Origin of the sequence: Sphingomonas sp. LM7, assembly GCF_002002925.1 — a bacterium.
Taxonomy (GTDB): Bacteria; Pseudomonadota; Alphaproteobacteria; order Sphingomonadales; family Sphingomonadaceae; genus Sphingomonas.
This window is the reverse complement of sequence record NZ_CP019511.1, coordinates 916,909-940,275: the sequence shown is the minus strand read 5'-3', so window position 1 is coordinate 940,275 and position 23,367 is coordinate 916,909. Positions and strand designations below refer to the sequence as shown.

21 protein-coding genes and 2 tRNA genes are annotated in these 23,367 nt (G+C 65.9%); 10 read left to right on the top strand and 13 right to left on the bottom strand.

Annotated features, from left to right (window positions below):
• Window positions 1-59 precede the first annotated feature (59 nt).
• The 3 genes from BXU08_RS04310 to BXU08_RS04300 are packed head-to-tail and all read left to right on the top strand — an operon-like array spanning window position 60 to window position 1,312.
• On the top strand, window positions 60-614 hold the full coding sequence (locus tag BXU08_RS04310; RefSeq protein WP_171982418.1) for a 5-formyltetrahydrofolate cyclo-ligase: 555 nt from the start codon (window positions 60-62) through the stop codon (window positions 612-614).
• The gene (locus tag BXU08_RS04305; RefSeq protein ID WP_253190501.1) at window positions 596-826 is read left to right on the top strand and encodes a DUF2842 domain-containing protein; all 231 of its coding nucleotides are present in this window, start codon (window positions 596-598) and stop codon (window positions 824-826) included. The genes BXU08_RS04310 and BXU08_RS04305 overlap by 19 nt, the downstream gene beginning before the upstream one ends.
• Before the next feature lie 57 nt (window positions 827-883).
• Entirely contained in the window at window positions 884-1,312 is a 429-nt protein-coding gene (locus BXU08_RS04300) for a DoxX family protein (protein WP_077508956.1), read from the top strand.
• 302 nt (window positions 1,313-1,614) lie between these two features.
• Here BXU08_RS04300 and BXU08_RS04295 read toward each other — a convergent pair whose 3' ends face one another.
• From BXU08_RS04295 to BXU08_RS04280, 4 genes are all read right to left on the bottom strand, one after another.
• A complete protein-coding gene (locus BXU08_RS04295) occupies window positions 1,615-2,610 on the bottom strand; it encodes a hypothetical protein (RefSeq protein WP_171982417.1) in 996 nt (331 codons plus the stop codon).
• A gap of 116 nt (window positions 2,611-2,726) precedes the next feature.
• Window positions 2,727-2,803 (bottom strand) — tRNA-Asp (locus BXU08_RS04290).
• 81 nt (window positions 2,804-2,884) lie between these two features.
• Window positions 2,885-2,961 (bottom strand) — tRNA-Asp (locus tag BXU08_RS04285).
• 44 nt (window positions 2,962-3,005) lie between these two features.
• Window positions 3,006-4,226, bottom strand: coding sequence for an AI-2E family transporter (locus BXU08_RS04280; protein ID WP_077508954.1), 1,221 nt, complete (start codon window positions 4,224-4,226; stop codon window positions 3,006-3,008).
• 111 nt (window positions 4,227-4,337) lie between these two features.
• Between BXU08_RS04280 and BXU08_RS04275 the strand changes: the two genes are divergently transcribed.
• Window positions 4,338-5,798: a glycerol kinase GlpK gene (locus tag BXU08_RS04275; protein WP_077508953.1), complete on the top strand. Its 1,461-nt coding sequence runs from the start codon at window positions 4,338-4,340 to the stop codon at window positions 5,796-5,798.
• A gap of 1 nt (window position 5,799) precedes the next feature.
• Window positions 5,800-6,168: a DUF2809 domain-containing protein gene (locus tag BXU08_RS04270; RefSeq protein WP_077508952.1), complete on the top strand. Its 369-nt coding sequence runs from the start codon at window positions 5,800-5,802 to the stop codon at window positions 6,166-6,168.
• A gap of 3 nt (window positions 6,169-6,171) precedes the next feature.
• Here BXU08_RS04270 and BXU08_RS04265 read toward each other — a convergent pair whose 3' ends face one another.
• Both BXU08_RS04265 and BXU08_RS04260 read right to left on the bottom strand, forming a co-directional pair.
• Entirely contained in the window at window positions 6,172-6,804 is a 633-nt protein-coding gene (locus BXU08_RS04265; protein ID WP_077508951.1) for a cupin domain-containing protein, read from the bottom strand.
• 62 nt (window positions 6,805-6,866) lie between these two features.
• Complete coding sequence (locus tag BXU08_RS04260) at window positions 6,867-8,570, bottom strand: class I adenylate-forming enzyme family protein (RefSeq protein ID WP_077512001.1); 1,704 nt, start codon at window positions 8,568-8,570, stop codon at window positions 6,867-6,869.
• 206 nt (window positions 8,571-8,776) lie between these two features.
• On the opposite strand from BXU08_RS04260, the gene BXU08_RS04255 reads away from it, so the two are divergent.
• The 5 genes from BXU08_RS04255 to BXU08_RS04235 all read left to right on the top strand — a co-directional run bounded on the left by BXU08_RS04255 (window position 8,777) and on the right by BXU08_RS04235 (window position 15,678).
• A complete protein-coding gene (locus BXU08_RS04255; protein ID WP_077508950.1) occupies window positions 8,777-9,997 on the top strand; it encodes a serine hydrolase in 1,221 nt (406 codons plus the stop codon).
• 211 nt (window positions 9,998-10,208) lie between these two features.
• Entirely contained in the window at window positions 10,209-12,236 is a 2,028-nt protein-coding gene (locus BXU08_RS04250; RefSeq protein ID WP_077511999.1) for a 3-hydroxyacyl-CoA dehydrogenase NAD-binding domain-containing protein, read from the top strand.
• Between the two features lie 152 nt (window positions 12,237-12,388).
• A complete protein-coding gene (locus BXU08_RS04245) occupies window positions 12,389-13,549 on the top strand; it encodes an acyl-CoA dehydrogenase family protein (RefSeq protein ID WP_077508949.1) in 1,161 nt (386 codons plus the stop codon).
• Between the two features lie 141 nt (window positions 13,550-13,690).
• The gene (locus BXU08_RS04240) at window positions 13,691-14,794 is read left to right on the top strand and encodes an acyl-CoA dehydrogenase family protein (RefSeq protein WP_077508948.1); all 1,104 of its coding nucleotides are present in this window, start codon (window positions 13,691-13,693) and stop codon (window positions 14,792-14,794) included.
• Entirely contained in the window at window positions 14,794-15,678 is an 885-nt protein-coding gene (locus BXU08_RS04235) for an acyl-CoA thioesterase II (RefSeq protein ID WP_077508947.1), read from the top strand. Before BXU08_RS04240 ends, BXU08_RS04235 begins: the two co-directional genes overlap by 1 nt.
• A gap of 6 nt (window positions 15,679-15,684) precedes the next feature.
• Here BXU08_RS04235 and BXU08_RS04230 read toward each other — a convergent pair whose 3' ends face one another.
• From BXU08_RS04230 to BXU08_RS04200, 7 genes are all read right to left on the bottom strand, one after another.
• Window positions 15,685-17,316 (bottom strand): Na+/H+ antiporter, encoded by a 1,632-nt coding sequence (locus tag BXU08_RS04230; protein ID WP_171982416.1) that lies wholly within the window; start codon window positions 17,314-17,316, stop codon window positions 15,685-15,687.
• Between the two features lie 81 nt (window positions 17,317-17,397).
• Window positions 17,398-18,114, bottom strand: coding sequence for a hypothetical protein (locus tag BXU08_RS04225; protein WP_077508946.1), 717 nt, complete (start codon window positions 18,112-18,114; stop codon window positions 17,398-17,400).
• A gap of 54 nt (window positions 18,115-18,168) precedes the next feature.
• On the bottom strand, window positions 18,169-18,963 hold the full coding sequence (locus BXU08_RS04220; RefSeq protein WP_171982415.1) for an SDR family NAD(P)-dependent oxidoreductase: 795 nt from the start codon (window positions 18,961-18,963) through the stop codon (window positions 18,169-18,171).
• The gene (locus BXU08_RS04215; protein ID WP_077508945.1) at window positions 18,963-19,730 is read right to left on the bottom strand and encodes an SDR family oxidoreductase; all 768 of its coding nucleotides are present in this window, start codon (window positions 19,728-19,730) and stop codon (window positions 18,963-18,965) included. Before BXU08_RS04215 ends, BXU08_RS04220 begins: the two co-directional genes overlap by 1 nt.
• A complete protein-coding gene (locus tag BXU08_RS04210) occupies window positions 19,727-20,746 on the bottom strand; it encodes a phosphotransferase family protein (protein ID WP_077508944.1) in 1,020 nt (339 codons plus the stop codon). Before BXU08_RS04210 ends, BXU08_RS04215 begins: the two co-directional genes overlap by 4 nt.
• Window positions 20,743-21,828: a Zn-dependent alcohol dehydrogenase gene (locus BXU08_RS04205; RefSeq protein WP_077508943.1), complete on the bottom strand. Its 1,086-nt coding sequence runs from the start codon at window positions 21,826-21,828 to the stop codon at window positions 20,743-20,745. Before BXU08_RS04205 ends, BXU08_RS04210 begins: the two co-directional genes overlap by 4 nt.
• Window positions 21,829-21,954: 126 nt before the next feature.
• Window positions 21,955-23,238 (bottom strand): acyl-CoA dehydrogenase family protein, encoded by a 1,284-nt coding sequence (locus BXU08_RS04200; RefSeq protein ID WP_077508942.1) that lies wholly within the window; start codon window positions 23,236-23,238, stop codon window positions 21,955-21,957.
• Window positions 23,239-23,367: the final 129 nt, after the last annotated feature.

Here is a 23,367-nt window from a genome sequence, read left to right as displayed (position 1 = left end):
CCGAGCGTCAGAGGATATTCTGGCAAACGGCCATGGCGGTCCCGCCACCGCATTCCCGCATGATTCTCGACAAGCCCGCGCTCCGCGCCAAGCTCCGCGCCGCACGAGACCGTTTCGGCTCCGAATCGTCCTCCGCGATCCTCGCGCCCGGTGCTTTTGTCGAACGGCTCCGGCCCGGCGCGATCGTCGCTACCTATTGCCCGGTCGGCAGCGAGGCGGATCCGACTCAGCTCGCCGCCGCGGCGGCCGCGCTCGGCTGCCCGCTCGCCCTGCCCTTCGTCGTCGATCGCGCAGCACCGATCCGGTTCCTCGCCTGGGTGCTCGGTCAGCCGCTCGTCGCGGGGCCGTTCAGCCTGCGCCAGCCCGATGCCTCCAGCCCCGAAGTCGCGCCCGACGTGATCCTCACCCCGCTGGTCGGCTTCGATCGCCGCCTCAATCGGCTCGGGCAAGGCGCCGGCCATTACGACCGCGCCTTTGCCCGCTACGAAGCCGCATGGCGTGTTGGCGTGGCATGGTCGGTACAGGAAGTGCCTGCTATCCCCGCCGACATCTGGGACGTGCCGCTGCACGCGATCATCACCGAGGAAGGCATGTTGTGGCACACGGAGAAGTAAAGGCGAGTTGGCGCAAGCCCGCCGGCACGCTGGCTATCCTGGTGCTGATCCTCGTCTGGGTGGTCCTCGTCGCCAGCTTCTCCGCAGAGATCGGATCGCTGCCCGTCCTCGTCCAGCTGGTGATCTATGTCGTGCTGGGCATTGCGTGGATCGCGCCGCTCAAGCCGCTGCTCCGCTGGATGGAAACCGGCAATTGGCGCCTGCCCGATTGAACGGTCGCAAGCGCTGAGAATAGGCGCTAGCCTCATCGCCCAATCGACGGAGGAATAATGACTTTCAGGCGCAGTCGATCTACGGGTTTCGCAAGCTACTCCGATGCCGCGCTGTTGCTGGCGCGGCTGGCGATCGGCGCCTTCCTGATCTGGGGTGTGTGGGACAATATCCAGAGCAGCGCGCGGATGGCCGAGTTCGCGCGCTTCCTTGGCAGCCATGGCTTCCCCTACCCCAAATGGCTGGCACCTTTGTCGGTCTGGGCGCAATTCGCCTGCGGCATCGCCTTTGTCGGCGGATTCCTGACGCGTTGGGCGGGGCTGGTCTGCGCAGTCAATTTCGCAGTGGCAGTCGCGATGGTCGATGCCAAACTCGGCATCCGCGGCGCCTTCCCCGCGACCAGCCTGATCCTGTTCGGCCTGTTGTTCGCCACGCAGGGCGCGGGCCGCTATTCGATCGACGCGATGCTCGGCGGGTCACGGCGCTAGGTTGAGATACCAGGCGGACTATCCATGAATCTCAGTCATCCCGGCCTTGAGCCTGGATACCGCTCCTTTTCCCCGGCGCACAACGGGAGCGGGACCATGGCCTGTATCCAATTGGATTGGATCGCGGCGGTGGCAGTTTCCCGCTGGCTGGAGCGCAAACGCGCGTCAGCTGAACTTTCTAGGATTCTCCCACATGGCTCCGCCGCCTCTGGAACATGCGCGATAGTGTGACCCTGGTGTGACCTTTGGTCGCACAAGATCGTTCCGCCTCGACCAGCCAGGGCGTCCAATCGAGCGTACCCCTAGGGTTGGGGCTTGCCCGGCTCGTCGCTGGCTTCCTTGCCCCTGCCGAACTTGCGCAGCGCCAGCCAAGCCCCGCCCGCCGCGGCGAGCAACGCAGCAAGCCCGATCAGCCATTTCTCCAGCGCGCTCATCACCCGCGCGCCGCGGCCGAGCGAGTCTTCGATCCCCTTGGTTCGGTCCTCGCGACGCTGCGCCGCCGAGACTTCGACCAGCACATCGACCGGCCGGTTCGCCAGCGCGAAGCGGTGCCGCCTGCCGTCCGCGGCGACCGCATCCGCCGAAACCTTGAGCAACAGACGCTGCTGGCCTGCCCGGCTGGGCGTCACCTGCCATTGCCAGATCTCGCGGCGGTCCGCCCCGAGCTTGCGCTCGGCAGGCTGGTCGCCCTGCAGCTTGATCGTGAAGGCCGTGCCGGTGAGGTTCGCAGTCATGAACGCGCCAACCTGCAGCGAGCGTTCCTCGATTCGCCGGCCTTCTCGGCGCACATCGGCGCGCACATCCTCGGCATCCGCCGCCTTGCCGATGCTCAGCGTCAGGTCATAGGTCACGCCGACCGTCATCTTGGCGGGCGGATCGAATGCGAGCATTCCGGGCCGCAGCCGCGCCTTTTGCCGTGTGAACTCGGCGCAATCCGCCGCGGACACGTCGTCGTCGATCGCATCGCACGACACCGGTTCGTCGCGGGAGGCAGCGGGAGGCCCCGCCGCGGTAATCGGGACCCTGACAGCGCCGCCGCCGCTCGATGGCCGCGGCGCGCCGACAATGACATCGTCAATCTCCGCCATGGTATTTTCGGAGGTATCGGTGGGATCCGGCAACGCCGTCGCGGGATCGGGTGCCGTTACGGGGGGGTGCGGTCCCGCCGTCTCGGCCCCTTCGTCGGGACCCATCGTCGCACTGTCGGTGCTGGGATTGGCGGTGGGCGCCGGAGCGGGCCCCGCGCAGTGGCTGGACGCAAGCAGGAACGGCAGCAACAGGATCATGCGTCGCCGCATAACCATCTCCCCAGGATGCAAGCAGTCGCGACCGTTATTGTTGCGCGGCATTGAAGGCTTCGGCGCTGCCGAAGTCAATCTGCCCGTTCCGGGAATGCTGTGGAAACATTGGGGCATGGCGCGAGTGACGGGGCTCGAACCCGCGACCTCCGGCGTGACAGGCCGGCGCTCTAACCAACTGAGCTACACCCGCTTGATCCAAGCGAGGCGACGCATGCCGCAATCTGGAAGGCGCTGCGATTGAACCACAAGGGAGCCCCGAAAGGATCCCGCGTGGCGCGAGTGACGGGGCTCGAACCCGCGACCTCCGGCGTGACAGGCCGGCGCTCTAACCAACTGAGCTACACCCGCTCTCGAAGCGAGGAGGCGGCCACTAACCCCGGCTTTCGGGGGTGTCAACCGGATTGGTCGCGACTTTGCCGGCGATGCGCGCGCGTCTCGCCCGGATCGCCCACCAGCGTACCGTGTTCGAACAGGAATCCGGCGATGTCCGGCTTGCCCGCGGCGTTGAGCACGGTCTGGATGATGATCAGCAGCGGCACTGCGAGAAGCGCCCCTGGCGTGCCCCATACCCAGCCCCAGAAGCTCAGCGAGACGAGGATCAGTATCGGGCTGATGGTAAGGCGATGCCCGACGATCAGCGGCGTCACGACATTGGCTTCGATCAGGTGCGCACCGATCATCAGCGCGGCGGGCAGCAGCGCCCACCAGATGTCGGCAAAGCTCATCAGTCCGCCCACCGCCAGCAGCATCGCCGCCATCACCGGTCCGATATAGGGGATGTAGTTGAGCAGCGCGACGATCCCGCCCCACATCAGCGGCGTCGGCATGCCGATCGCATATAGGGCGCCTGCGACGATCAGCCCCAGCGTGACGTTGATCAGCGTGATCGTGCCCAGATAGGCCGACGTGTCATCGACCACGTCCTGGATGACCCGCGCAGTGGCCATGGCCCCGCCGAAGCTCGCCCGCCGGGTGATCGCGTTGCGCCGCAGCCGCGTCCAGCCAGAGAGGAAGAAATAGATCACCAGGATCGCGAAGAACATCTCGATCAGCGCCGACGGCGCCGAAGTGGTGAACAGGTCGAGCAGCGAACGCGGCGGCGCCACCGCGATCGTCTCGGGCTGGCGCACCGGCGCCGACGCGAAATTGGTCAGCGTCTTGTCCACGAACCGCTCGAGGTTCGAATAGAATTGGATCAGCGGCTCCAGATTGTGCTGGATCTGCGGAATGCTCTCGGGAAGCCGCTGCATCCATTGCCAGGCCGGCACGACGATCGAGGCGAGCGCGATGTTCGCGGCGATCAGGAACAGCAGCACGCAGACGAACGCTGCCAGCGGTGCCGGCACGCGGTGCCGCTCCAGCCATTCGAGCATCGGCACCAGCGCGATCGCGATCACCAGTGCGGCGGTCAGCGGCAGGAAAAAGGGCGAGCCTTCGCGCAGCGCGAAGGGGATCGCGAACAGCAATCCGATGCCGATCATCAGTGCAAGCGCCGCCATCAGCCGGTCGCGCTTCTGGCCGTCGCCCAGCGTCTCCGGCGCTTCGGGCGAGAGAATCGGTTCGCGCGGCGCCGCCGGCGGAATCCCTCCGTCGCGCTCGCTGCCACCGCCCATCGCCCCGGGTTGCTCGTCCACCCACCGCTCTCCTTCATCTCGCTTCTAGGAGGCGGCGCAGGCGGTAGCAACGCCGGTTGCGCAGACCGCAATCGAGGCTAGGTTGCCCCGATGGGCGAACTCCTGCTGGTCCTCGACGAGGGCACCACTTCCACTCGCGCGATGCTGTTCGAGCCGTCGGGCAAATGCGTCGGTACGCATGCCGCCGAACTCACCCAGCATTATCCCGGCCCCGGCCTGGTCGAGCACGACGCGGCCGAAATCTGGACCCGCACCCTCGCGTGCGCGCAAGCGATGGTCGAGAAGGCCGGCGGGCCTGACGCCATCGCCGCGATCGGCATCACCAATCAGCGCGAGACGATCGTCTTCTGGGACAAGATTACCGGCGAGCCCCTCGCCCCGGCGATCGTATGGCAGGACCGCCGCAGCGCCGCACTGTGCCGCGCATGGCGTGACGCCGGCGAGGAACCCGGCGTCCAGGCGCGCACCGGGTTGCTGCTCGACCCCTATTTCTCGGGCACCAAGATCGCCTGGGCGATGGCGAACTGGCCCCAGCTCAAGGAAGCGGGCGATCGCCTGGCGATTGGCACGATCGAGAGCTGGCTGGTGTGGAAACTGACTGGTGGCCTCCACATTACCGACGCCACCAACGCCTCGCGCACCCTGCTGATGGGCCTGGGCTCGGGAGGCTGGAGCGACGGGCTGCTCGACATGTTCTCCGCCCCGCGCGACGCACTTCCCGAGATCGTCGATTGCGCCGGCCGCTTCGGCACCACAAAGCTCTTCGGCAGCGAACTCCCGATCTGCGGGCTCGCGGGCGACCAGCAATCGGCGACGATCGGCCAGACCTGCTTCGCCAAGGGCGATACCAAGGCCACCTATGGCACCGGCGCCTTCATCCTCACCAATGCCGGCACCGCCCCACCCGCCTCCAAACATCGTCTTCTCGCCACCGTGCTCTGGCAGCTGGGCGGCCGGCGCACCTATGCGATCGAAGGCTCGGTATTCGTCGCCGGCAGCCTGATCCAGTGGCTCCGCGACTCGGTCGGCCTGATCGAGACCGCGCCCGAGACCGAGGCGCTCGCCCGCTCGGTGCCCGACAATGGCGGTGTCTATCTCGTCCCTGCGCTGAGCGGCCTCGGCGCACCCTGGTGGGAGCCCGAGGCACGTGCATCGCTTTCCGGTCTCAGCTTTTCCAGCACCCGCGCGCACATCATCCGCGCCGCGCTAGAATCGATGGCACACCAGAGCCACGACCTGAAGACAGCCTTCGCCGCCGACGGCGCCGACTGGGCGCGGCTGCGTGTCGATGGCGGCATGGTCGCCAATGACTGGATGGCGCAGGACCTCGCCGACGTCCTAGCCCTCCCCGTCGACCGCCCCGACTTCGCCGAAACCACTGCGCTCGGCGCGGCGATGCTGGCCGGCATAGGCTGCGGCCTGTTCCGCGGGCTGGAAGAAGCGGCGGCGATGCGCGGCAAGGGCACGACCTTCGAACCGAGGCTGGACGGCGAGGCCCGACAGGTCAGGCTCGAGGGCTGGAAAGCCGCCGTCGAACGCGTCATTCGCTGACATGCGCTTCCACCGCGGCTATGCCCTGCTCACGCTGGGCCTGTTCCTCGTCGAAGTCGTGATCGCGCTGTTCGTGCGGGACCGTTTCGTCCGTCCCTATCTGGGCGACACGCTGGCGGTGATCTTCGTCTATGCCGGGCTACGCGCCATATTCCGTATCGGCGTGGTCCATGCAGTCGTGATCGCCCTGACGATCGCCTTCATGGTCGAGTTCGCCCAGCTTTTCCGCTTGCTCGACCTGCTCGGTCTCGATCGCAATCCGGTCGCGCGCGTCGTGCTTGGCTATGGCTTCGAGTTGAAAGATCTCCTCGCCTACACCGCGGGCGCGCTGATCGTCCTCGCCACCGAGCGATGGCGCGCACCCGGCTGACGGCTAGGAGCAGAACCCCGTCGGCACCCAATCCTGGCCGAGGGTCATCCACGGCTCGCCCTTGGGCGCGACGATCGCCACCAGGCTTCGCCGGCCGCCGGGTGCCGCCTGCAAATGCGCGCCACGCTCGACGATATAGCTCTGCCGTGCCGGAATCCGGTGCTTGTCCCTTGGCGTCTCGACGCACTGCTCGCCATCGACGACGAAAAATGCCTCGGGCCCAGAATGCGCATGCACCCGAGTCCGCATGCCAGGCGGAAACAACGACTCCATAAAGCGCACCGTAACCGGGCCCTTCCCCGGAACCTTGAGCGGCCCCACCACACCCCAAAGTTCGCCGCTGCGGATGTCCTCCTCGCGGCGTCCGACCACGTAGAGCCAGACCCGGCCATGCGCGTGCACGAGGGTCTTCCAGAGGTGCCGCGGCGCTTCCTGTTGCGCCCGCGCCTCGCTGGCGAAGCTCGTGATGTGCCAGAACAGCTCCGCCGGCGGCTTGGCGATCTCGATCTCGGCGGAAAGAAAACAGCCCGGCTTGCCGACATTCTCCGCGGCCGGCGCGCTGCAGCCGCCCGGAACGGGAGCCACGTCCTGCGCACCACCGATGAGGCTCGTCACGAATATCAGGGGCAGAAGCATCGCCGCGTTCCTCCGTCACCGTCGAACGAGGGTTAGCGCCTCCTTCGCCATCCGCAAGCGCTTCAGGCCGCGGCTTCCTCGGCGAACAGCTCGCGCAGATCGGTCTTCAGGATCTTCCCCTGGGCATTGCGCGGCAGCACGTCCTTCACGAAGCGTACCTGCACCGGCACCTTGAACCCCGCCAGCCGCGCGCGCACCCATTCCTGCAACTCGGCCTCGGTCGCCGACTTGCCCGGCGCCAGATGCACTACCGCTGCAGGCTCCTCGCCCAAGGTGCGATGCGGCACGCCGACCAGCGCACAATCGGTCACCGCGGGATGCGCGTAGAGCACGTCCTCGACTTCGCTCGAATAGATGTTCTCGCCGCCGCGGATGATCATGTCCTTGGCGCGATCCACGACATAGAGAAACCCGTCCTCGTCCAGCCGCGCCAGATCGCCGGTACGCACCCAGCCATCGACAAAGGTCTCCGCCGTCGCCTCGGGCTTGTTCCAATAGCCCTTCACGACCATCGGCCCGCGCGCCCAGAGTTCGCCGACTTCACCGAGCGGAAGCTCGCGATCGCCCTCCACCGACATGATCTTGAGGTCGGCAGCGGCCACCGGCGGCCCCGCACTGGTCGGCCGCGCGAGATATTCCTCGCCTGAATGGTTGGTCACCGTCGCCATCGTCTCGGTCATCCCCCAGCCGTTTCCGGGGAGCGCCCCGAATTCCTGGTGGATGCGCTTGACCAGCTCGGGCGCCGAGGGTGCGCCGCCATAGGCAATCGTTTCCAGGCTCGACAGGTCGTAGTTCGCCCGCGCCGGGTGCTCGAGCAGCTGCCACGCGATCGTGGGTACCCCGCCGGTGGCGTGGACGCGCTCGCGCTGGATGATCTCCATCGCCAGCTCGGGCTCCCATTTGCGCATGAACACGAGGGTCGATCCCGAAGCGACCGCCCCCATCATCGCCGCCGAGCAAGCCGTGACGTGGAACAGCGGGATGACCAGCAGCATCGTCTTGGGCTCGGGTGCCGGCGGGGGCGTCTCGCCCCGGCGCAGCATCGTCCGCGCCGCGACATAGGCGCTCGACAGGATGTTGGTGATCAGGTTGCGGTGCGTGCCCAGCGCGCCCTTGGGGCTGCCGGTGGTGCCGCTGGTGTAGAAGATCGTCGCATCGTCGTCCGGCGCGATCTCGGCATCCGGAAAGCCGATATCGTCGAGCGTGGCCCAGGCGTTCGCCTCGCCGATCAGCGATTCGAGCGCGACTGCCGGCGGCTCCAGCGAACCCTTGGCGCGGCTGACCACCACATGATCGAGATCGGGCAGCTTGTCATAGCATTGCTTCAGCCGCTCGTGCCGTTCGCCATCGACGAACAGGATTTTCACCCCCGAGTCCTTGAGGGCATATTCTAGCTCGCCGCCGGTCCACCACGCATTGAGCGGCACGATGATCGCGCCGATCGCCATGCCCGCGAAGAAGATCGCCGGCCATTCAGGCAGGTTGCGCATCGCCAGCCCGATCCGGTCGCCCTTGCGCACGCCCATTTCGGCCAGCTTGTGCGCGATATGCGACGTCGCCCGATAATTCGCCTCGAAGGTGACGCGCTCGTCCTGGTAGATCGTGAATTCGCGCGCACCATAAGCCCGCACCATCTGCGCCAGCACTCGCAGCGATGGCGGCGCCTGTTTCCACACTCGGGTCGGCACGCCGCCGATATCGACGGTCTCCATCTCGAACTTGGCGCCCGGCGCAGTCAGCAGTGCCTTGGCCTGCTCCAGCGACATCTTGGGCCAGTCGGGACTTGGCGGAACGATCGGATCGAGGGACAAGCGACATCTCTCCAGTTTGTTTTCCGAATGTTGGGTTTGGGCATTTCTGCCCCACCGGACTCAACGTTAGTGTTGATTCGCGTCGCGCTCAAGGCAATAGGGGAAGTGCATCGCGGATATGGTGCGATTGAGCGGATTCGAACAAGAGGTATGCCACTCGAATGCAGATGACACGGCCGGGACGCTACGGATTCGACGCTGCACGGCTGGCGCGAATCGATGCGTTCGTGAAGGAGCGCTATCTCGACTCGGGCAAGCTACCCCATGCGCAGTTGCTCATCGCCCGCGATGGCGAGATCGCGCATTTCTCGCATCAGGGCGCGGCACGCCAAGGCGGCGCGCCCGTGGACGAGGGCACGCTGTTCCGCATCGCCTCGATGACCAAGCCGATCACCAGCCTCGCCTTCATGATGCTGGTCGAGGAAGCCAGGGTCGCGCTCGATACGCCGGTCCATCACGTCCTGCCCGAACTGAAGGGCCTCGGCGTCTATGCCGGCGGTGGCGCGGGCGTCCCGTTCGCGACCAAGCCGACGGCCGAGCCGATGCGCATGGTCGATTTGCTGCGCCACACATCGGGCCTGACCTACAGCTTCCAGAACCGCACCAATGTCGATGCCGCCTATCGCCAATCGAAGATGGAGACTTGGCACGGCAATCTGACCCTCGACGAATTCGTCGCGGCACTCGGCAAGCTGCCGCTCGAATTCTCACCCGGCGCCGAATGGAACTACTCCGTTTCGACGGACGTGCTCGGCGCCGTGGTCGAGCGCGTCTCAGGCATGAAGCTCGATCGCTTTTTCGAGGAGCGCATCTTCGCCCCGCTCGGCATGGTCGACACCTTCTTCCTGGTGCCCGCCGACAAGATCGACCGTCTCGCCGATTGCTGGGCGCTCGACGATTCCGGCAAGCGCGTCCTCTACGATCGCGGCGACGCCTCGGCTTGGTCGCGCTTTCCCAAGCTCGTCTCGGGTGGCGGCGGTCTGGTCTCGACGGCCCTCGACTATCACCGTTTCTGCAGCTTCTGCCTGAACGGCGGAGTGCTCGATGGCGTCCGCTTGGTCAGCCCCAAGACGATCGAGCTGATGACGATGAACCACCTCCCCGGCGGTTCGGACCTCGCCACCATGTCCCGTTCGCTGTTCAGCGAGGCGACCAACGCGGGCACCGGCTTCGGCCTGGGCTTCGCGGTCACCACCGATGTCGCGCGGACGCTGGTCCCCGGCTCGGCGGGCGAATATTATTGGGGCGGGATGTTCTCGACTGCCTTTTTCGTCGATCCCGTCGAGCGCATCCATTTGGTGTTCATGACGCAGTTCACCCCGTCGATGCGCTACCCGATCCGCCGTGAACTCAAGACGCTAATCTATTCGGCGCTGACATGATGGTGGTCGAAAAGATGTTCGCGCGACGACACGACGACGCGACGAGGTTGTGCCGCCGCGCCAGCGGCAGTTTTCCGCATTCCAGGCCGATGATCAGAACCGTTGACGCGGCTACGTCCCCGCCTTGCAGTATTCGCTCGTCGCATCGTTGCGTCGTTGCGCGAACCACTTCTTCTTCGCGCCTTCGCGTGAATCATAAATGGAGCCCGAAATGACCTCCCCCATCACTACCAGCCGCCAGGGCGATGTCCTGATCCTCACGTCGGACAATCCGCCGGTGAATGCGCTCGGCGCCGCAGTGCGCCAGGGCCTGCAGGCGGGCATCGAGGAAGCGAAGAACGACGACAGCATCAAGGCGGTCGTCATTATCGCCGCGGGCAAGACCTTCTTCGCGGGCGCCGACATCACAGAATTCGGCAAGGCGATGCAGGAGCCCTCGCTTCCCGTGCTGGTCGATCAGATCGAGGCGCTCGACAAGCCGGTGATCGCCGCGGTCCACGGTACTGCACTCGGCGGCGGCTGCGAAGTCGCCCTCGCCTCGCACTATCGCATCGCCGTCCCTAGCGCCAAGTTCGGCCTGCCAGAGGTGAAGCTCGGCATCCTGCCCGGCGCCGGCGGCACCCAGCGCATGCCGCGCGTTGCAGGCGTAGAAGCCGCGCTCGAACTCGCTACCAAGGGCGATCCCATTTCCGCCACCCAGGCCAAGGAAGCCGGCCTCGTCGACCGGCTCGCCACCGAAGGCAATCTCCTCGCCGACGCCGTCACCTTCGCACAGGAAGTCATCGGCAAACCGGTCTCGCGCTCGTCCGAACGTCCGGTAACCGTCGATCCCGCCGTGTTCGAGGCCTTCCGTAAGACCAACGCGAAGCGTTTCCGCGGCATGGATGCGCCCAACGCGATCGTCGACCTGATCGAGGCGACCGCCGGCAAGCCCTATGCCGAGGGCGTCCAGGCCGAGCGCATGGGCTTCATGAAGCTGATCATGGGCGCCCAGTCGGCCGCGCTGCGCCACATCTTCTTCGCCGAGCGCAAGGCCGCCAAGATCGACGGCATCGCCGAGGACATCACGCTGCGCGACATCAAGCGCGTCGGCGTGATCGGCGCCGGCACGATGGGCGGCGGCATCTCGATGAACTTCCTCACCGCCGGCGTGCCGGTGACCATCGTTGAGATGGCACAGGAAGCGCTCGACCGCGGCACCGCGACGATCCGCAAGAATTACGAAGCGACTGCCGCCAAGGGCCGGATGACGCCCGAGCAGGTCGAAGGCGCGATGGGGCTGCTCAAGCCCACGCTCAATTTCGACGATCTCGCCGAGTGCGATCTCATCATCGAAGCGGTCTATGAGAGCATGGATGTCAAGAAGGACGTGTTCGGCCGGCTCGACAAGATCGCCAAGCCCGGCGCCATCCTCGCCTCGAACACCTCCTACCTCAACGTGGACGAGATCGCCGCGGCGACCAGCCGTCCGCAGGATGTGCTCGGCCTGCACTTCTTCTCGCCCGCCAACGTGATGAAGCTGCTCGAAATCGTCCGCGGCGCCAAGACCGCCGACGACGTCCTCGCCACCGCGATGGCGCTCAGCAAGAAGATCAAGAAAGTCGCCGTCATCGCCGGCGTCTGCTACGGCTTCATCGGCAATCGCATGCTGATGCCGCGCCAGATCGAGGCGAACAAGATGCTGCTCGAAGGCGCCACGCCCGAGCAGATCGACAAGGTCCATGTCGCCTTCGGCATGCCGATGGGCCCCTTCCAGATGGCCGACCTCGCCGGCGTCGACATCGGCTGGCACCGCGATCCCGACCGCATCGAGAACATCCGCGACGCGCTCGCCGCCGAGGGCCGCTGGGGCCAGAAGAAGAGCGCAGGCTTCTACGATTATGACGAGAAGCGCACGCCGTCGAACAGCCCGCGCGTCGCCGAACTGATCGAGGAGTGGCGCGGAAAGCTGAACGTGCCCAGCCACGAGATCACCGAGGAGGAGATCGTCGTCCGCACGCTCTATACGATGGTCAACGAAGGTGCCTTGATCCTGGCGGAAGGCATGGCCCAACGCGCGTCGGACATCGATGTGGTGTGGGTCTATGGCTATGGCTGGCCCCCGTACCGCGGCGGCCCGATGTTCTGGGCCGATACCGAGGGTCTGGCCAAGATCGTCGCGGGCTTGGAGAAATACGGCTTCGAAGTTGCCCCGTTGCTCCGCGAGAAGGCGGAAAAGGGCGAGAAGTTCAACAAGTGACGGGCGCAAGAACGCCCGCAAAAATCAATTCGTCACCCCGGACTTGTTCCGGGGTCCACCTCGACGCGATGCGCCGGTCTAGAACCTCTGGACCGGTGGGCACGGCATGGTGGATGCCGGAATAAATCCGGCATGACGAGGGAGGATTTGAAATGTCTGACACCGATCTGGAAACCTTCCGCGCCGAAACCCGCGCATGGCTCGAAGCCAATTGCCCGGAAACCATGCGCACCCCGATGCGCGGCGAGAAGGACGCTACCTGGGGCGGCCGCAACCCCGAATTCGCCCATCCCGACCAGAAGCTCTGGATGGACCGGATGGGCGAACGCGGCTGGACCGTCCCGGACTGGCCCAGCGCCTATGGCGGCGGCGGGCTAAGCCCGGCCGAGACCAAGATCCTCCGCGAGGAAATGGCACGGCTCAAATGCCGCAACCCGCTCAACAGCTTCGGCATTTCGATGCTCGGGCCGGCGCTGCTGAAGTACGGCACCGAGGAGCAGAAGCTAGAGCATCTCCCCAGGATCGCCCGCGGCGAGATCCGCTGGTGCCAGGGCTATAGCGAGCCCAATGCCGGCTCCGACCTCGCCGGGCTCCAGGCCAGCGCCGACGACGCCGGCGACCATTATATCGTCAACGGCCAGAAGGTCTGGACGTCGTACGCCGACAAGGCCGACTGGATCTTCTGCCTCGTCCGCACCGACAAATCGTCCAAGCAGGGCGGGATCAGCTTCGTGTTGTTCGACATGGCCAGCGAGGGGGTCAGCACCAGGCCGATCCTGCTGATCAGCGGCAATTCCCCCTTCTGCGAGACGTTCTTCGACAATGTGAAGGTCCCCAAGGCCAACCGCGTCCATGATGAGAACAAGGGCTGGGACGTCGCCAAATATCTGCTCGGTCACGAACGCGAGATGATCTCGGGCATGGGCCTGGGCGGCCCCGCCGGTGATCCGATGATCGACGCGGCCCGCAAAGGCGTCGATCCCATCCTGCGCGGTCAGATCGCGCTGTTCCAGGTCCGCTCGCAGGCATTCAAGGCGATGTCCGAACGCTTCATCGACGAGCTCAAGGCTGGCCGCGCGCATCCCGCCCAGCCCTCGATGATGAAATATTACGGCACCGAGCTGAACAAGACCCGCCACGAGCTGACCATGGCCGCGGGCGGATCGGACACGCTCGAATGGGATAGCGAGGCCAGCAATCACGGTGCCGCGCCGCGTGCGTGGCTGCGCACCAAGGCCAATTCGATCGAAGGCGGCACCAGCGAGATCCAGCTCAACATCATCGCGAAGCGGATCCTGGACTTGCCGAGCTGAGCCAATTCCCTCTCCCGTTGGGAGAGGGAGGGAGCCGACGAAGTCGGCGGAAGGGTGAGGGCGGCCACGAGCGACGCTAAAGGACAAGCTGCCCTCACCCAACCCTCTCCCAAAGGGAGAGGGCTAAGAAAGAGAAGAACGATGCCCCTCTACCTCACCGACGAACAGACGATGCTCCGTGACACCGCGAGGGACTTCGTCGCCGAGCACGCACCGGTCAGCCACATGCGGCGCTTGCGCGACGCCAACGATGCCACCGGCTTCTCGCGCGACTTGTGGAAGCAGTTCGCCGAACTCGGCCTGACCGGCATCCTGATCCCCGAAGCCGATAACGGCTTAGGCCTAGGCCATGTCGAGGCAGGCGTCGTGATCGAGGAGATCGGCCGCAATCTCTCCCCCTCGCCTTTCCTCACGACCGCCGTCGCCGCAGTCGAGGCGCTCAAGGGGACGCCGCACGCCGCGCGCTGGTTCCCCGGCATCCTCGCCGGCGAGACCGTTGCTGCGCTCGCGATCGACGAACGTGCCAAGCATGACGGCTGCATCGAGATGAAGGCCGAGCGGTCGGGCAACGGCTTCCGCCTCACTGGCGCCAAGCAGTTCGTCGCGCACGGCCATGTCGCCGACCTGCTCCTTGTCGCCGCCACCACCGAACACGGTACCACATTGTTCGCCGTCCCCACCGACGCCAACGGCCTCACCGCGGATCCCCAGCGCCTCGCCGATGCCAGCCTCGCCGCGCGCCTGACCTTCGACGGAGTCGAAGTCGATGCCGACGCGGTGGTCGGCGAAGTCGATCAGGCTCCCCTCGCCCGCCTGCTCGCCGCGGGCCGCACCGGCGCCTCGGCCGAACTGCTCGGCGTCGGCGGCGGCGCGATGGACATGACCGTGACCTATCTCAAGGAACGCAAGCAGTTCGGCCAGCTGATCGGCAGCTTCCAGGCGCTCCAGCACCGCGCCGCTCACCTCTACAGCGAGATGGAAGTCGCCCGCGCTGCGGTGCTCAAGGCCCAGCAGTTGCTCGATGCCGGCGACGAACGGGCCGCGGACGCCGTCTCGGTCGCCAAGGCGATGACCAGCCTCGCCACCACGCTCTCGGTGCAGGAGGGCATCCAGATGCACGGCGGCATCGGCATGACCGACGAATATGATATCGGCTTCTACATGAAGCGCGCTCGAGTCCTTGCCGAGCTGTTCGGCGACGCCAATTTCCACGCCGATGCGCTGGCTCAGGCGGCAGGATATTGATGCCTGAACCCACTTTCGAAGAGCTCGTAACCCAGCTCACCACCCTCCTCGACGTCGAGGAGATCGACACCGATCTCTATCGCGGGCCCCGCCTGCCTGGCGGCGTCGGTCGCGTCTTCGGCGGACAGGTCATCGCCCAGGCGCTCCAGGCAGCGCAGCGCTCGGTGGAGGGCGACAAGGCCGCGCACTCGCTCCACGCCTATTTCATGCGCCCGGGCGACGAGAACCACCCGATCATCTTTCGCGTCGTCCGCGATTTCGAAGGGCGCAGCTTCGCCAATCGCCGCGTCATCGCGATGCAGAAGGGCCAGCCGATCCTCAACATGACGGCGAGCTTCCAGGCGCCCGCGGAGGGCCTTGCCCATCAGGACGCGATGCCCGACGTCCCCGACCCGGACGATCTCCGTTCGGAGCGCGAGCTGCGCGAGCAGATCCGCGATCAGGTTCCGGAAAAATTCCGCCGCTTCTTCCTGCGCGCCCGCCCGATCGAGATTCGCCCGGTCAACCCGCGCAACTGGTTCGCGCCCGACAAGATGGAACCGTACCAGCACAGCTGGTTCCGCGTCGTCGCGCCCCTGCCCGACGATCTCGCGCTCCACCGCGCGATGCTTGCATATGCCAGCGACATGACGCTGCTCGGCACTTGCCTGCTCCCGCACGGGGTCAGCTGGATGACCGGCGACGTGCAGACCGCAAGCCTCGATCACGCGATCTGGATGCACGAAGCGTTCCGCTTCGACGAATGGCTGCTCTACACTACCGACAGCCCCTGGGCGGGCCATTCGCGCGGCTTCAACCGCGGCAAGATCTATTCCCGGGACGGTCGTCTGGTCGCCAGCGTCGCGCAGGAGGGGCTGATCCGCCTCAAGCGCGACAAAGACTGACCGCGCTCAGCCGCGATGCCGCGCCTCGGATAGGTCGAGTTCACGCGTGAGCTTCCGCGCAGTCTCACTGCCCATCTGCCGCGCCCGCGCCAGTTCCATCAAAGCCGCCCGCTCGGCCTTGACGCCGACCAGACGGAAATCGCGCACCAGACGATCCTCCACGCGGGAGGCGTCCGACGGCCCCTGGCGCAGTCCCTCGATCCGCTCGCGATACAAGTCCATCACGCGGCCGCCCGCCGCGGCGTAACGATCCGCCTCGCCATGCGCTTCGGCCAGCGCATGCTGCCGTGCTTCGATCGCGCGGATCGCCGCCTCGGCGGTGGCGACGCGCGCGGCATCCTCTTCCGCCTGTTTCGAAGGTTCAGGCGGCATCGCCAGCCCCTTGAGCAACATCGGCAGCCCCGCGCTGGCGATCACCAGCGAGACGATGATCACGCCGGTCGCAAGGAAGATCGCCAAGTCGCGCGCCGGAAACGGTGTCCCGTCGTCGAGCGCCAGCGGCAGCGTCAGCACGCCCGCCAGCGTGATCGCGCCGCGCACGCCGGCAAGCGACATCGCGGCGACCAGCCGCCAGTCGGGGCTCTGGATCGCAGTGCCGTCACCCCGCTTGCGCAGGATGGTGAGCTTGAGTGAAGCCCACACCCAGAGGAAGCGCAGCAGCGCCAGCCCGGCGACTATTGCGACGACATAGACTGCCAGCCACCACAGCTCGCTATGCCCGCTCAGCGCCACGGTCTCGCGCGCGCCACCCAATATGCCGGGTAACTGCTCGCCGAGCAGCACGAAGATGATGCCGTTGAGCGAGAACTGGATCGTGTCCCACACCGAATTGCGCCGCATCCGGGTCACCGCCATCGCCTGGCGCGAAATCTCGGCGAAGGACATCGTGACGCCCGCACTCACCGCCGCGAGAATGCCTGAGGCATGGAGATGCTCGGCAAGCAGATACGATCCAAACGGGATCAGCAGGCTGACGAGGATCTGTGAACCCGTATCTTCGCCCCAGCGCTTGGTCACCCAGGCCTTGGCGCGCGTCGCCGAAAGCGTCACGATCACGCCGATCGCGAGGCCCATGCCCGCGACCCACAGGAAATTGAGTGCCGCGCCGCTGGCCGAGAAGGTACCAGTAAGCGCCGCCGCCACCGCGAACCGCAGACACACTAGCCCCGACGCGTCGTTGAGGAGCGATTCGCCCTCCAGGATGTGCATCATCCGCTTGGGGATCGGCACGCGTGCCGCAATCGCCGACACCGCGATCGGATCGGTCGGCGAAACCACGGCGGCCAGCGCGAAGGCTACTGCCAGCGGCATCGCCGGGATCATCCAGTGGATGAACAGCCCCATCCCGATCACCGTCAGCAGCACCAGCCCGAGCGCGAGCTCGACCACGGTCGATACGTCCTTGAGCAGTTCGTCCTTGGGGATGCGCCAGCCATCGAGGAACAGCAGCGGCGGCAGGAACAGCAATAGGAAGAGCTGGGGATCGAGCTCGACGCGATAGTTGACCGAAAGCCCGATCACCGCGCCGAGCAGGATCTGCACCAGCGGCGTTGGTACCGACACCGGCAGCATCCGCGACAGCGCGCCGCTGACGACCACCGCCAGCAGCAGGACCAGGACGATCGACACTGTATCCAAACTTCTTGCTCCCTGGCTGCTGCAGGGAGTGCGTCTAACGGCCCGGCGTCGCTACCGACAACCCCTTGACGGGCAAAGCGCTCAATTCCCCTTGGGCCGCACTACCATGTTGTACGGCACATAGAGGAAGACCTCGGTCAGCCCGGCTCGCGACCATTCGACCGGCCGGTCGAGGCCCTTGATCTCCACGCCATAGTCCGTCCCGAGCCGGGCCGAGATCGCTTTGGCATCCGCCGCGATGATGTCCAGTATCTCGCCGCGGAACTTGTCTGGCCCCACGATCGAGAGGGTGAAATCATCGCTGGATCCGCGGATCTCGGCACGGCCCGCCGCTGGCACAGCCTTGATGAAGCGGTTGATCCGGTCGCGCGCTGCTGCTCCATCGACGCCGTTGCCGATCCGCACCTTGACGAGGAAACTGGTGCGATCGGTATCCGGCCTATTGTCCCCGGTGAAGCTGAGGTTGCGGTAATTGGCTGGGGTCAATGGCTCGACCACGCCGTTGCCGGTGGCAAGTTCGAGGCCGAACTTGCCCGCAAGATCGATCGCGCTCTTCACCATCGCCAGTATCTCGCTGCGCCGCGTATCGCGGTCACGCGTATCCCCTGCGACAGTCACGTTGAGGATCGCGAAGTCCGCGGCGCGTCGCAGACCAACCACGGGCCGACCTTCCTCGAAACCCTCGGTCTGACGCCGCGATCCGGTCACCACGACCTCGGCTTCGCTGAAATCCTGCGCCAACGCCGGCATGGGCAGTAGCGACATTATCGCGAGCAACACGCGCATCGGCATCGACATGGCATTCCCCCGGTGGTTTCCGTGGAAGCTGTCGCGCACCCGGCGCCGAGTCAATCAGAACGCCGGCTTGCCGAACTCCTGCCGCGTTACCGGATGGCTCGACGAGAGCCCGCCATCCACCACCCAGGCCTGCCCATTGACGTAGCTGGCCTCGTCGCTGGCGAGGAACAGCGCCACCCGCGCAATTTCCTCGGGCACGCCGCCGCGGCGCAGCGGATTGAGCCGGCCGAGCTTGTCTTCCTTGCCCACTTCGCGCGCGTAGTCGAATGCGCGCCGGGTCATGCCCGTCTCGATCAGCCCGGGGCAGATCGCGTTGACCCGCACGTTCGAAGTCGAAAGCTGCTGGGCCGCGCTCTGGACGAGGTTGATCACCCCCGCTTTCGAAGCCGAATAGGCCGGCCCGCCCGCCCCCGACCGCAGCCCGGCGACGCTCGCCGTGCACAGGATCGCTCCGCCGCCGCGCTCGACGATCTTCGGCCCGGCATGCTTGATCGCCAGCGCCGGCCCGATCAGATTGACTCGCAACACCTCGGTCCACAGCTCGACCGTGGAATCGAAGATGCCCGAGGCGCCGCCCGAAACTCCAGCGTTGGCGAAGAACACATCCAGCCCACCAAACTGGTCGCACGCCGTAGCCACCAGCCGCTCGACATCGCACTCATTACCGGCATCCATCTGAACCGCCAGCGCATCGCTGTGCACGCCGAGCCCCGCGACCGTCTCGAACACCGCGTCGCTGAGGTCCGCCGCAACGACATGCGCGCCTTCCTCGGCAAACAACCGCGCGGTCGCCCGCCCGATCCCCGATCCTGCGCCGGTAACGATAACGACCTTGTCCTTGAACCGCATCAGATCGTCACTCCCCCGTCGATGACCATCGCCTGCCCGGTCATGAACGCGCCGGCCCTGCTGGCAAGATACACCACCGCGCCGGCGATTTCCTCCGGCTCGCCGATCCGGCGCAACGGCGTGGTCGAATTGGTCGCCGCGATCCGTTCGGGATCCTCCCACAACGCTCGCGCGAAGTCGGTCTTGATCAGCCCCGGCGCGATGCAGTTCACCCGCACATTGTCCGGCCCGAACTCCACCGCATAGTTGCGCGCGAGCTGGAAGTCCGCCGCCTTGGAGACGTTGTACGCCCCGATCACGGGCGACCCGCGCAGCCCACCGATCGACGAGACGATGATGATCGAGCCCTCGCGCCGCGCCCGCATCTCGGGCGCGATCATCTGGATCAGCCAGTGGTTGGACAGGATATTGTTATCGAGGATTTTCCGGAACTGATCATCGGCGATCCCCTCCAGCGGCCCGTAATAGGGATTCGACGCCGCGTTGCAGACCAGCACGTCGACGCGTCCGAACACCCGCCGCGTCTCCGCCACAAGGTGCTCGAGCGCCGCTTTGTCCGAAATGCTCGCCGCCACCGCCAGCGCGGTTCCTTCGCCGAACCGCGCGTTGATCTCCGCCGCCGCGTCGTCGCATGCATCCTGCTTGCGGCTCGAAATCACAACTTTCGCGCCCTGCGCCGCCAGCGCTTCGGCCGATGCCCGGCCGATCCCGCGAGTCGATCCGGTGACGATCGCCACCTTGCCGGTCAGGTCGAACAGGTTCTTCATCTCGCTCCCGCTTCCCGCGCAAAGTGCCATGCCGACGCCGCAAGCCCCGGCAACCGCTCGACCGTCTTCGCCGCCTGATCGCTTGAAGCGTTGCCGTCGATGATCCGCTTCTTGATCCCCTGGACGATCCCGGTCAGCCGGAAGAGGTTATACGCGAAATACCAGTTGAGATCGGGCACGCCGTCGCGCCCGGTCGCCGCGCAATAGCGTGTCACCACCGCCTCGATCGTGGGAATCCCCGTCGCCGGCCCGGTCAGCCCCTTCACTCCCGAACGCCCTTCGGGCTCGGTCACCCAGCTCATCAGGAAATAGGAGAAGTCCGCCAGAGGATCACCAAGTGTCGAGAGTTCCCAGTCGAGCACCGCCAGCACCTTGGGCTCGGCGGGTGCGAAGATCATGTTGTCGATCCGGAAATCGCCATGGACGATGCTCGTCCGCGTCTGCGCAGGCACCGTCCGCGGCAGCCATTCGATCAGCTTCTCGACTTCGGGCATGTCGTCGGTCTGGCTCGCCCGATATTGCTTCGACCAGCGCGCCACTTGCCGCTCGAAATAATTGCCCGGCTTGCCGTACGCGTCCAGCCCCACCGCGGCCGGATCGACCGAATGCAACGCCGCAAGCGTATCGACGATCGCCTCGTACACCGCGGTCCGCTCGGCGGGCGCCATGTCGGGCAGCGACCCGTCCCACAAGGTCCGCCCCTCGACCATCTCCATGATGTAGAAGGGTGCGCCGATCACCGCCGGGTCCTCGCAAAGCCCGTAAGGCCGCGCGACCGGAAACCCGGTCGGGTGTAGCGCCGCAATCAGCTGATGTTCGCGCTCGACGGCATGCGCCGACGGCAGAATTGCCCCGAACGGTTTACGCCGCAGCACATACGATCCGCTTGCCGCATCAATACGATAGGTCGGGTTGCTCTGACCGCCTGCGAATTTTTCAATTCCGAACGGCCCGGCAAAGCCGGCGACGTTCGCGGCCAGCCATTCGCCCAGCCTAGCTTCGTCGAGGTCGCTCATGCGAACTCGATCACCGAACGCACGCTGTGCCCCCCGCGCAGCTTCTCGAACGCGTCATTCACGTCGCCCAGCTTGATCCGCTCGGCAACCATCGTGTCGAGGTCGAGCAGCCCGTCGAGGTACATCTGCACCAGCCGCGGCATATCGATCGGAAAGCGCGTCGATCCGAGCAGCGAGCCCTGGATCTTCTTGCCGGTAAGGAAGGTGTGCCCCGGCAGGCTGACGCTTTGCCCCGGCGCGATCATCCCGAGGATCGTCGCGGTGCCACCGCGGCGCAGGATATTCCACGCCAACTCGGCGGTGTTGGGCCGTCCCACCGCCTCGATCGCATAATGCACTCCGCCATTGGTGCGCTTGAGCACGTCCTTGACGATCGTCTCCGAACTCGGATCAAGCGTGCCCGTCGCACCGAGCTTCATCGCCAGCTCGCGCTTCTCGGGCATCGGATCGATCGCAAGGATCTGCCCCGCGCCCGCGATCTTGGCGGCATTGATCGCGGCGAGCCCGATCCCGCCCGCGCCGATCACCGCGACGCTCTCGCCGGGCCGCACCCGGCTGTCGTTGAAGATCGCTCCCGCGCCGGTGATCACCGCGCAGCCGAGCAGCGCCGCCCGGTCAAGCGGCATCTCCTTGCTGATCGCTACGCAGGCATTCTCATGCACCAGCATCATCTCGGCAAAGGCCGACAGATTGAGGAACGGCGCCAGCGGCGTCCCGTCGGCGAGCTTCAACCGCGGTTCGGCGCCGTTCGGCCGCCGCGTCGAAGGATCGATGCACAGCGAAGGCCGCCCGGTCACGCACATCTCGCATGATCCGCAAAACACGGTGAAGAAGGTTATGACGTGATCGCCGGGCTTGAGATGCGCGACATCGCTGCCTACCGCCTCGATCACACCGGCCGCCTCATGCCCCGGCACCGTCGGCATCGGGTGCGGAAAGGCGCCATCGACGAAGTGCAGGTCCGACCGGCACACCCCGCATGCCACGGTGCGGATCAACACCTCGCGCGGCCCGGGCTTCGACACCACAACATCGGCGATCTCGAGCGGCTTCCCGGCTTCGAAAAGTACGGCTGCTTTCATCTCTGTCCTTCGCTGTCCGTTGCCGCCCCTTCCGCTTGCGGGAGGGGCCGGGGGAGGGCCTGGCCCCAAATCAAAAAGCCCGCGGCGTTACCCCCAAGCCCCTCCCGCGAGCGGGAGGGGAACATGCTAGCGGCTCACTCCCACATCGCCCGACGAAACCCGATCCGCCCTGAAGTCCCCATATTTCCCGAACTCCGCCCGCGCGATCGCCCGGTTGTGGACCTCGTCGGGCCCGTCGGCGAGCCGAAGCGTGCGTATCCCCGCCCAGTCGTGCGCAAGATGGAAGTCGCCCGATACGCCAGCGCCACCATGCGCCTGAATCGCGTCGTCGATGATCTGCAGTGCCATCGTCGGCGCCTGCACCTTGATCATCGCGATCTCGAGTTGCGCCGCCTTGTTGCCCGCCTTGTCCATCATGTCCGCCGCCTTGAGGCACAGCAGCCGGGTCATCTCGATGTCGATCCGCGCCCGCGCCAGCCGCTGCTCCCACACCGAGTGATCCGACAGGCGCTTGCCGAACGCCACTCGGCTGACCAGCCGCTTGGCCATCGCCGCGATCGCCTCCTCGGCCACGCCGATCGTCCGCATGCAGTGATGGATCCGCCCGGGCCCGAGCCGTCCCTGCGCGATCTCGAATCCGCGGCCCTCGCCGAGCAGGACATTCTCGACCGGAACCCGGACATTTTCGAGCACCACTTCGCCATGGCCGTGCGGGGCATGATCATACCCAAAAACCGAAAGCATTCGTTCGATCGTCACGCCGGGCGCGTCGAGCGGCACCAGAATCTGGCTCTGCTGGGAATGGCGCGAGGCATCGGGATTGGTCTTGCCCATCACGATCGCGACCTTGCAGCGCGGATCGCCGACGCCCGACGACCACCATTTCCGCCCGTTGATCACATAATGATCGCCGTCGCGTTCCATCCGCGTCTCGATATTGGTCGCGTCGGACGATGCCACCGCCGGCTCCGTCATCAGAAACGCCGACCGTATTTCGCCTTCCATCAGCGGCTTGAGCCATGCATCCTTCTGAGCGCGGGTGCCATAGCGGTGGAACACCTCCATGTTCCCGGTGTCGGGCGCCGAGCAATTGAAGCATTCGGAGGCCCAGCCCAGCCGGCCCATTTCCTCGGCGCACAGTGCATATTCCAGGTTGCTGAGCTGGGTGCCTTCGAACGCGAAGCTGTCATCGACATGGCTCTGGCCCGAATTGGGCGGCATGAAGAAGTTCCACAGCCCCGCCGCCTTGGCCTTGGCCTTCATCTCCTCGATCACCGGGAGCACTTTCCAGCGCTCGCCCGCCTTCTGCTGGGCGCGATAGTCGCCGTCGCGCGGGCGGATCTCGCCGTCGATAAATGCCTTCACCGGATCGCGGAACCAGGTTTCCCGCTCGCTCAGCGTGAAGTCCATCGCAGCATCCTCCAGTCTCGTTATCGATTCCTGCCTAGAGCGTACCGCATATTCGGTAAAGGGGTTCGACGTAGAGAAAAATCGAGACACGCACCTTCAAAAAACGCTTTGGCTGCGCCACGAAATCGC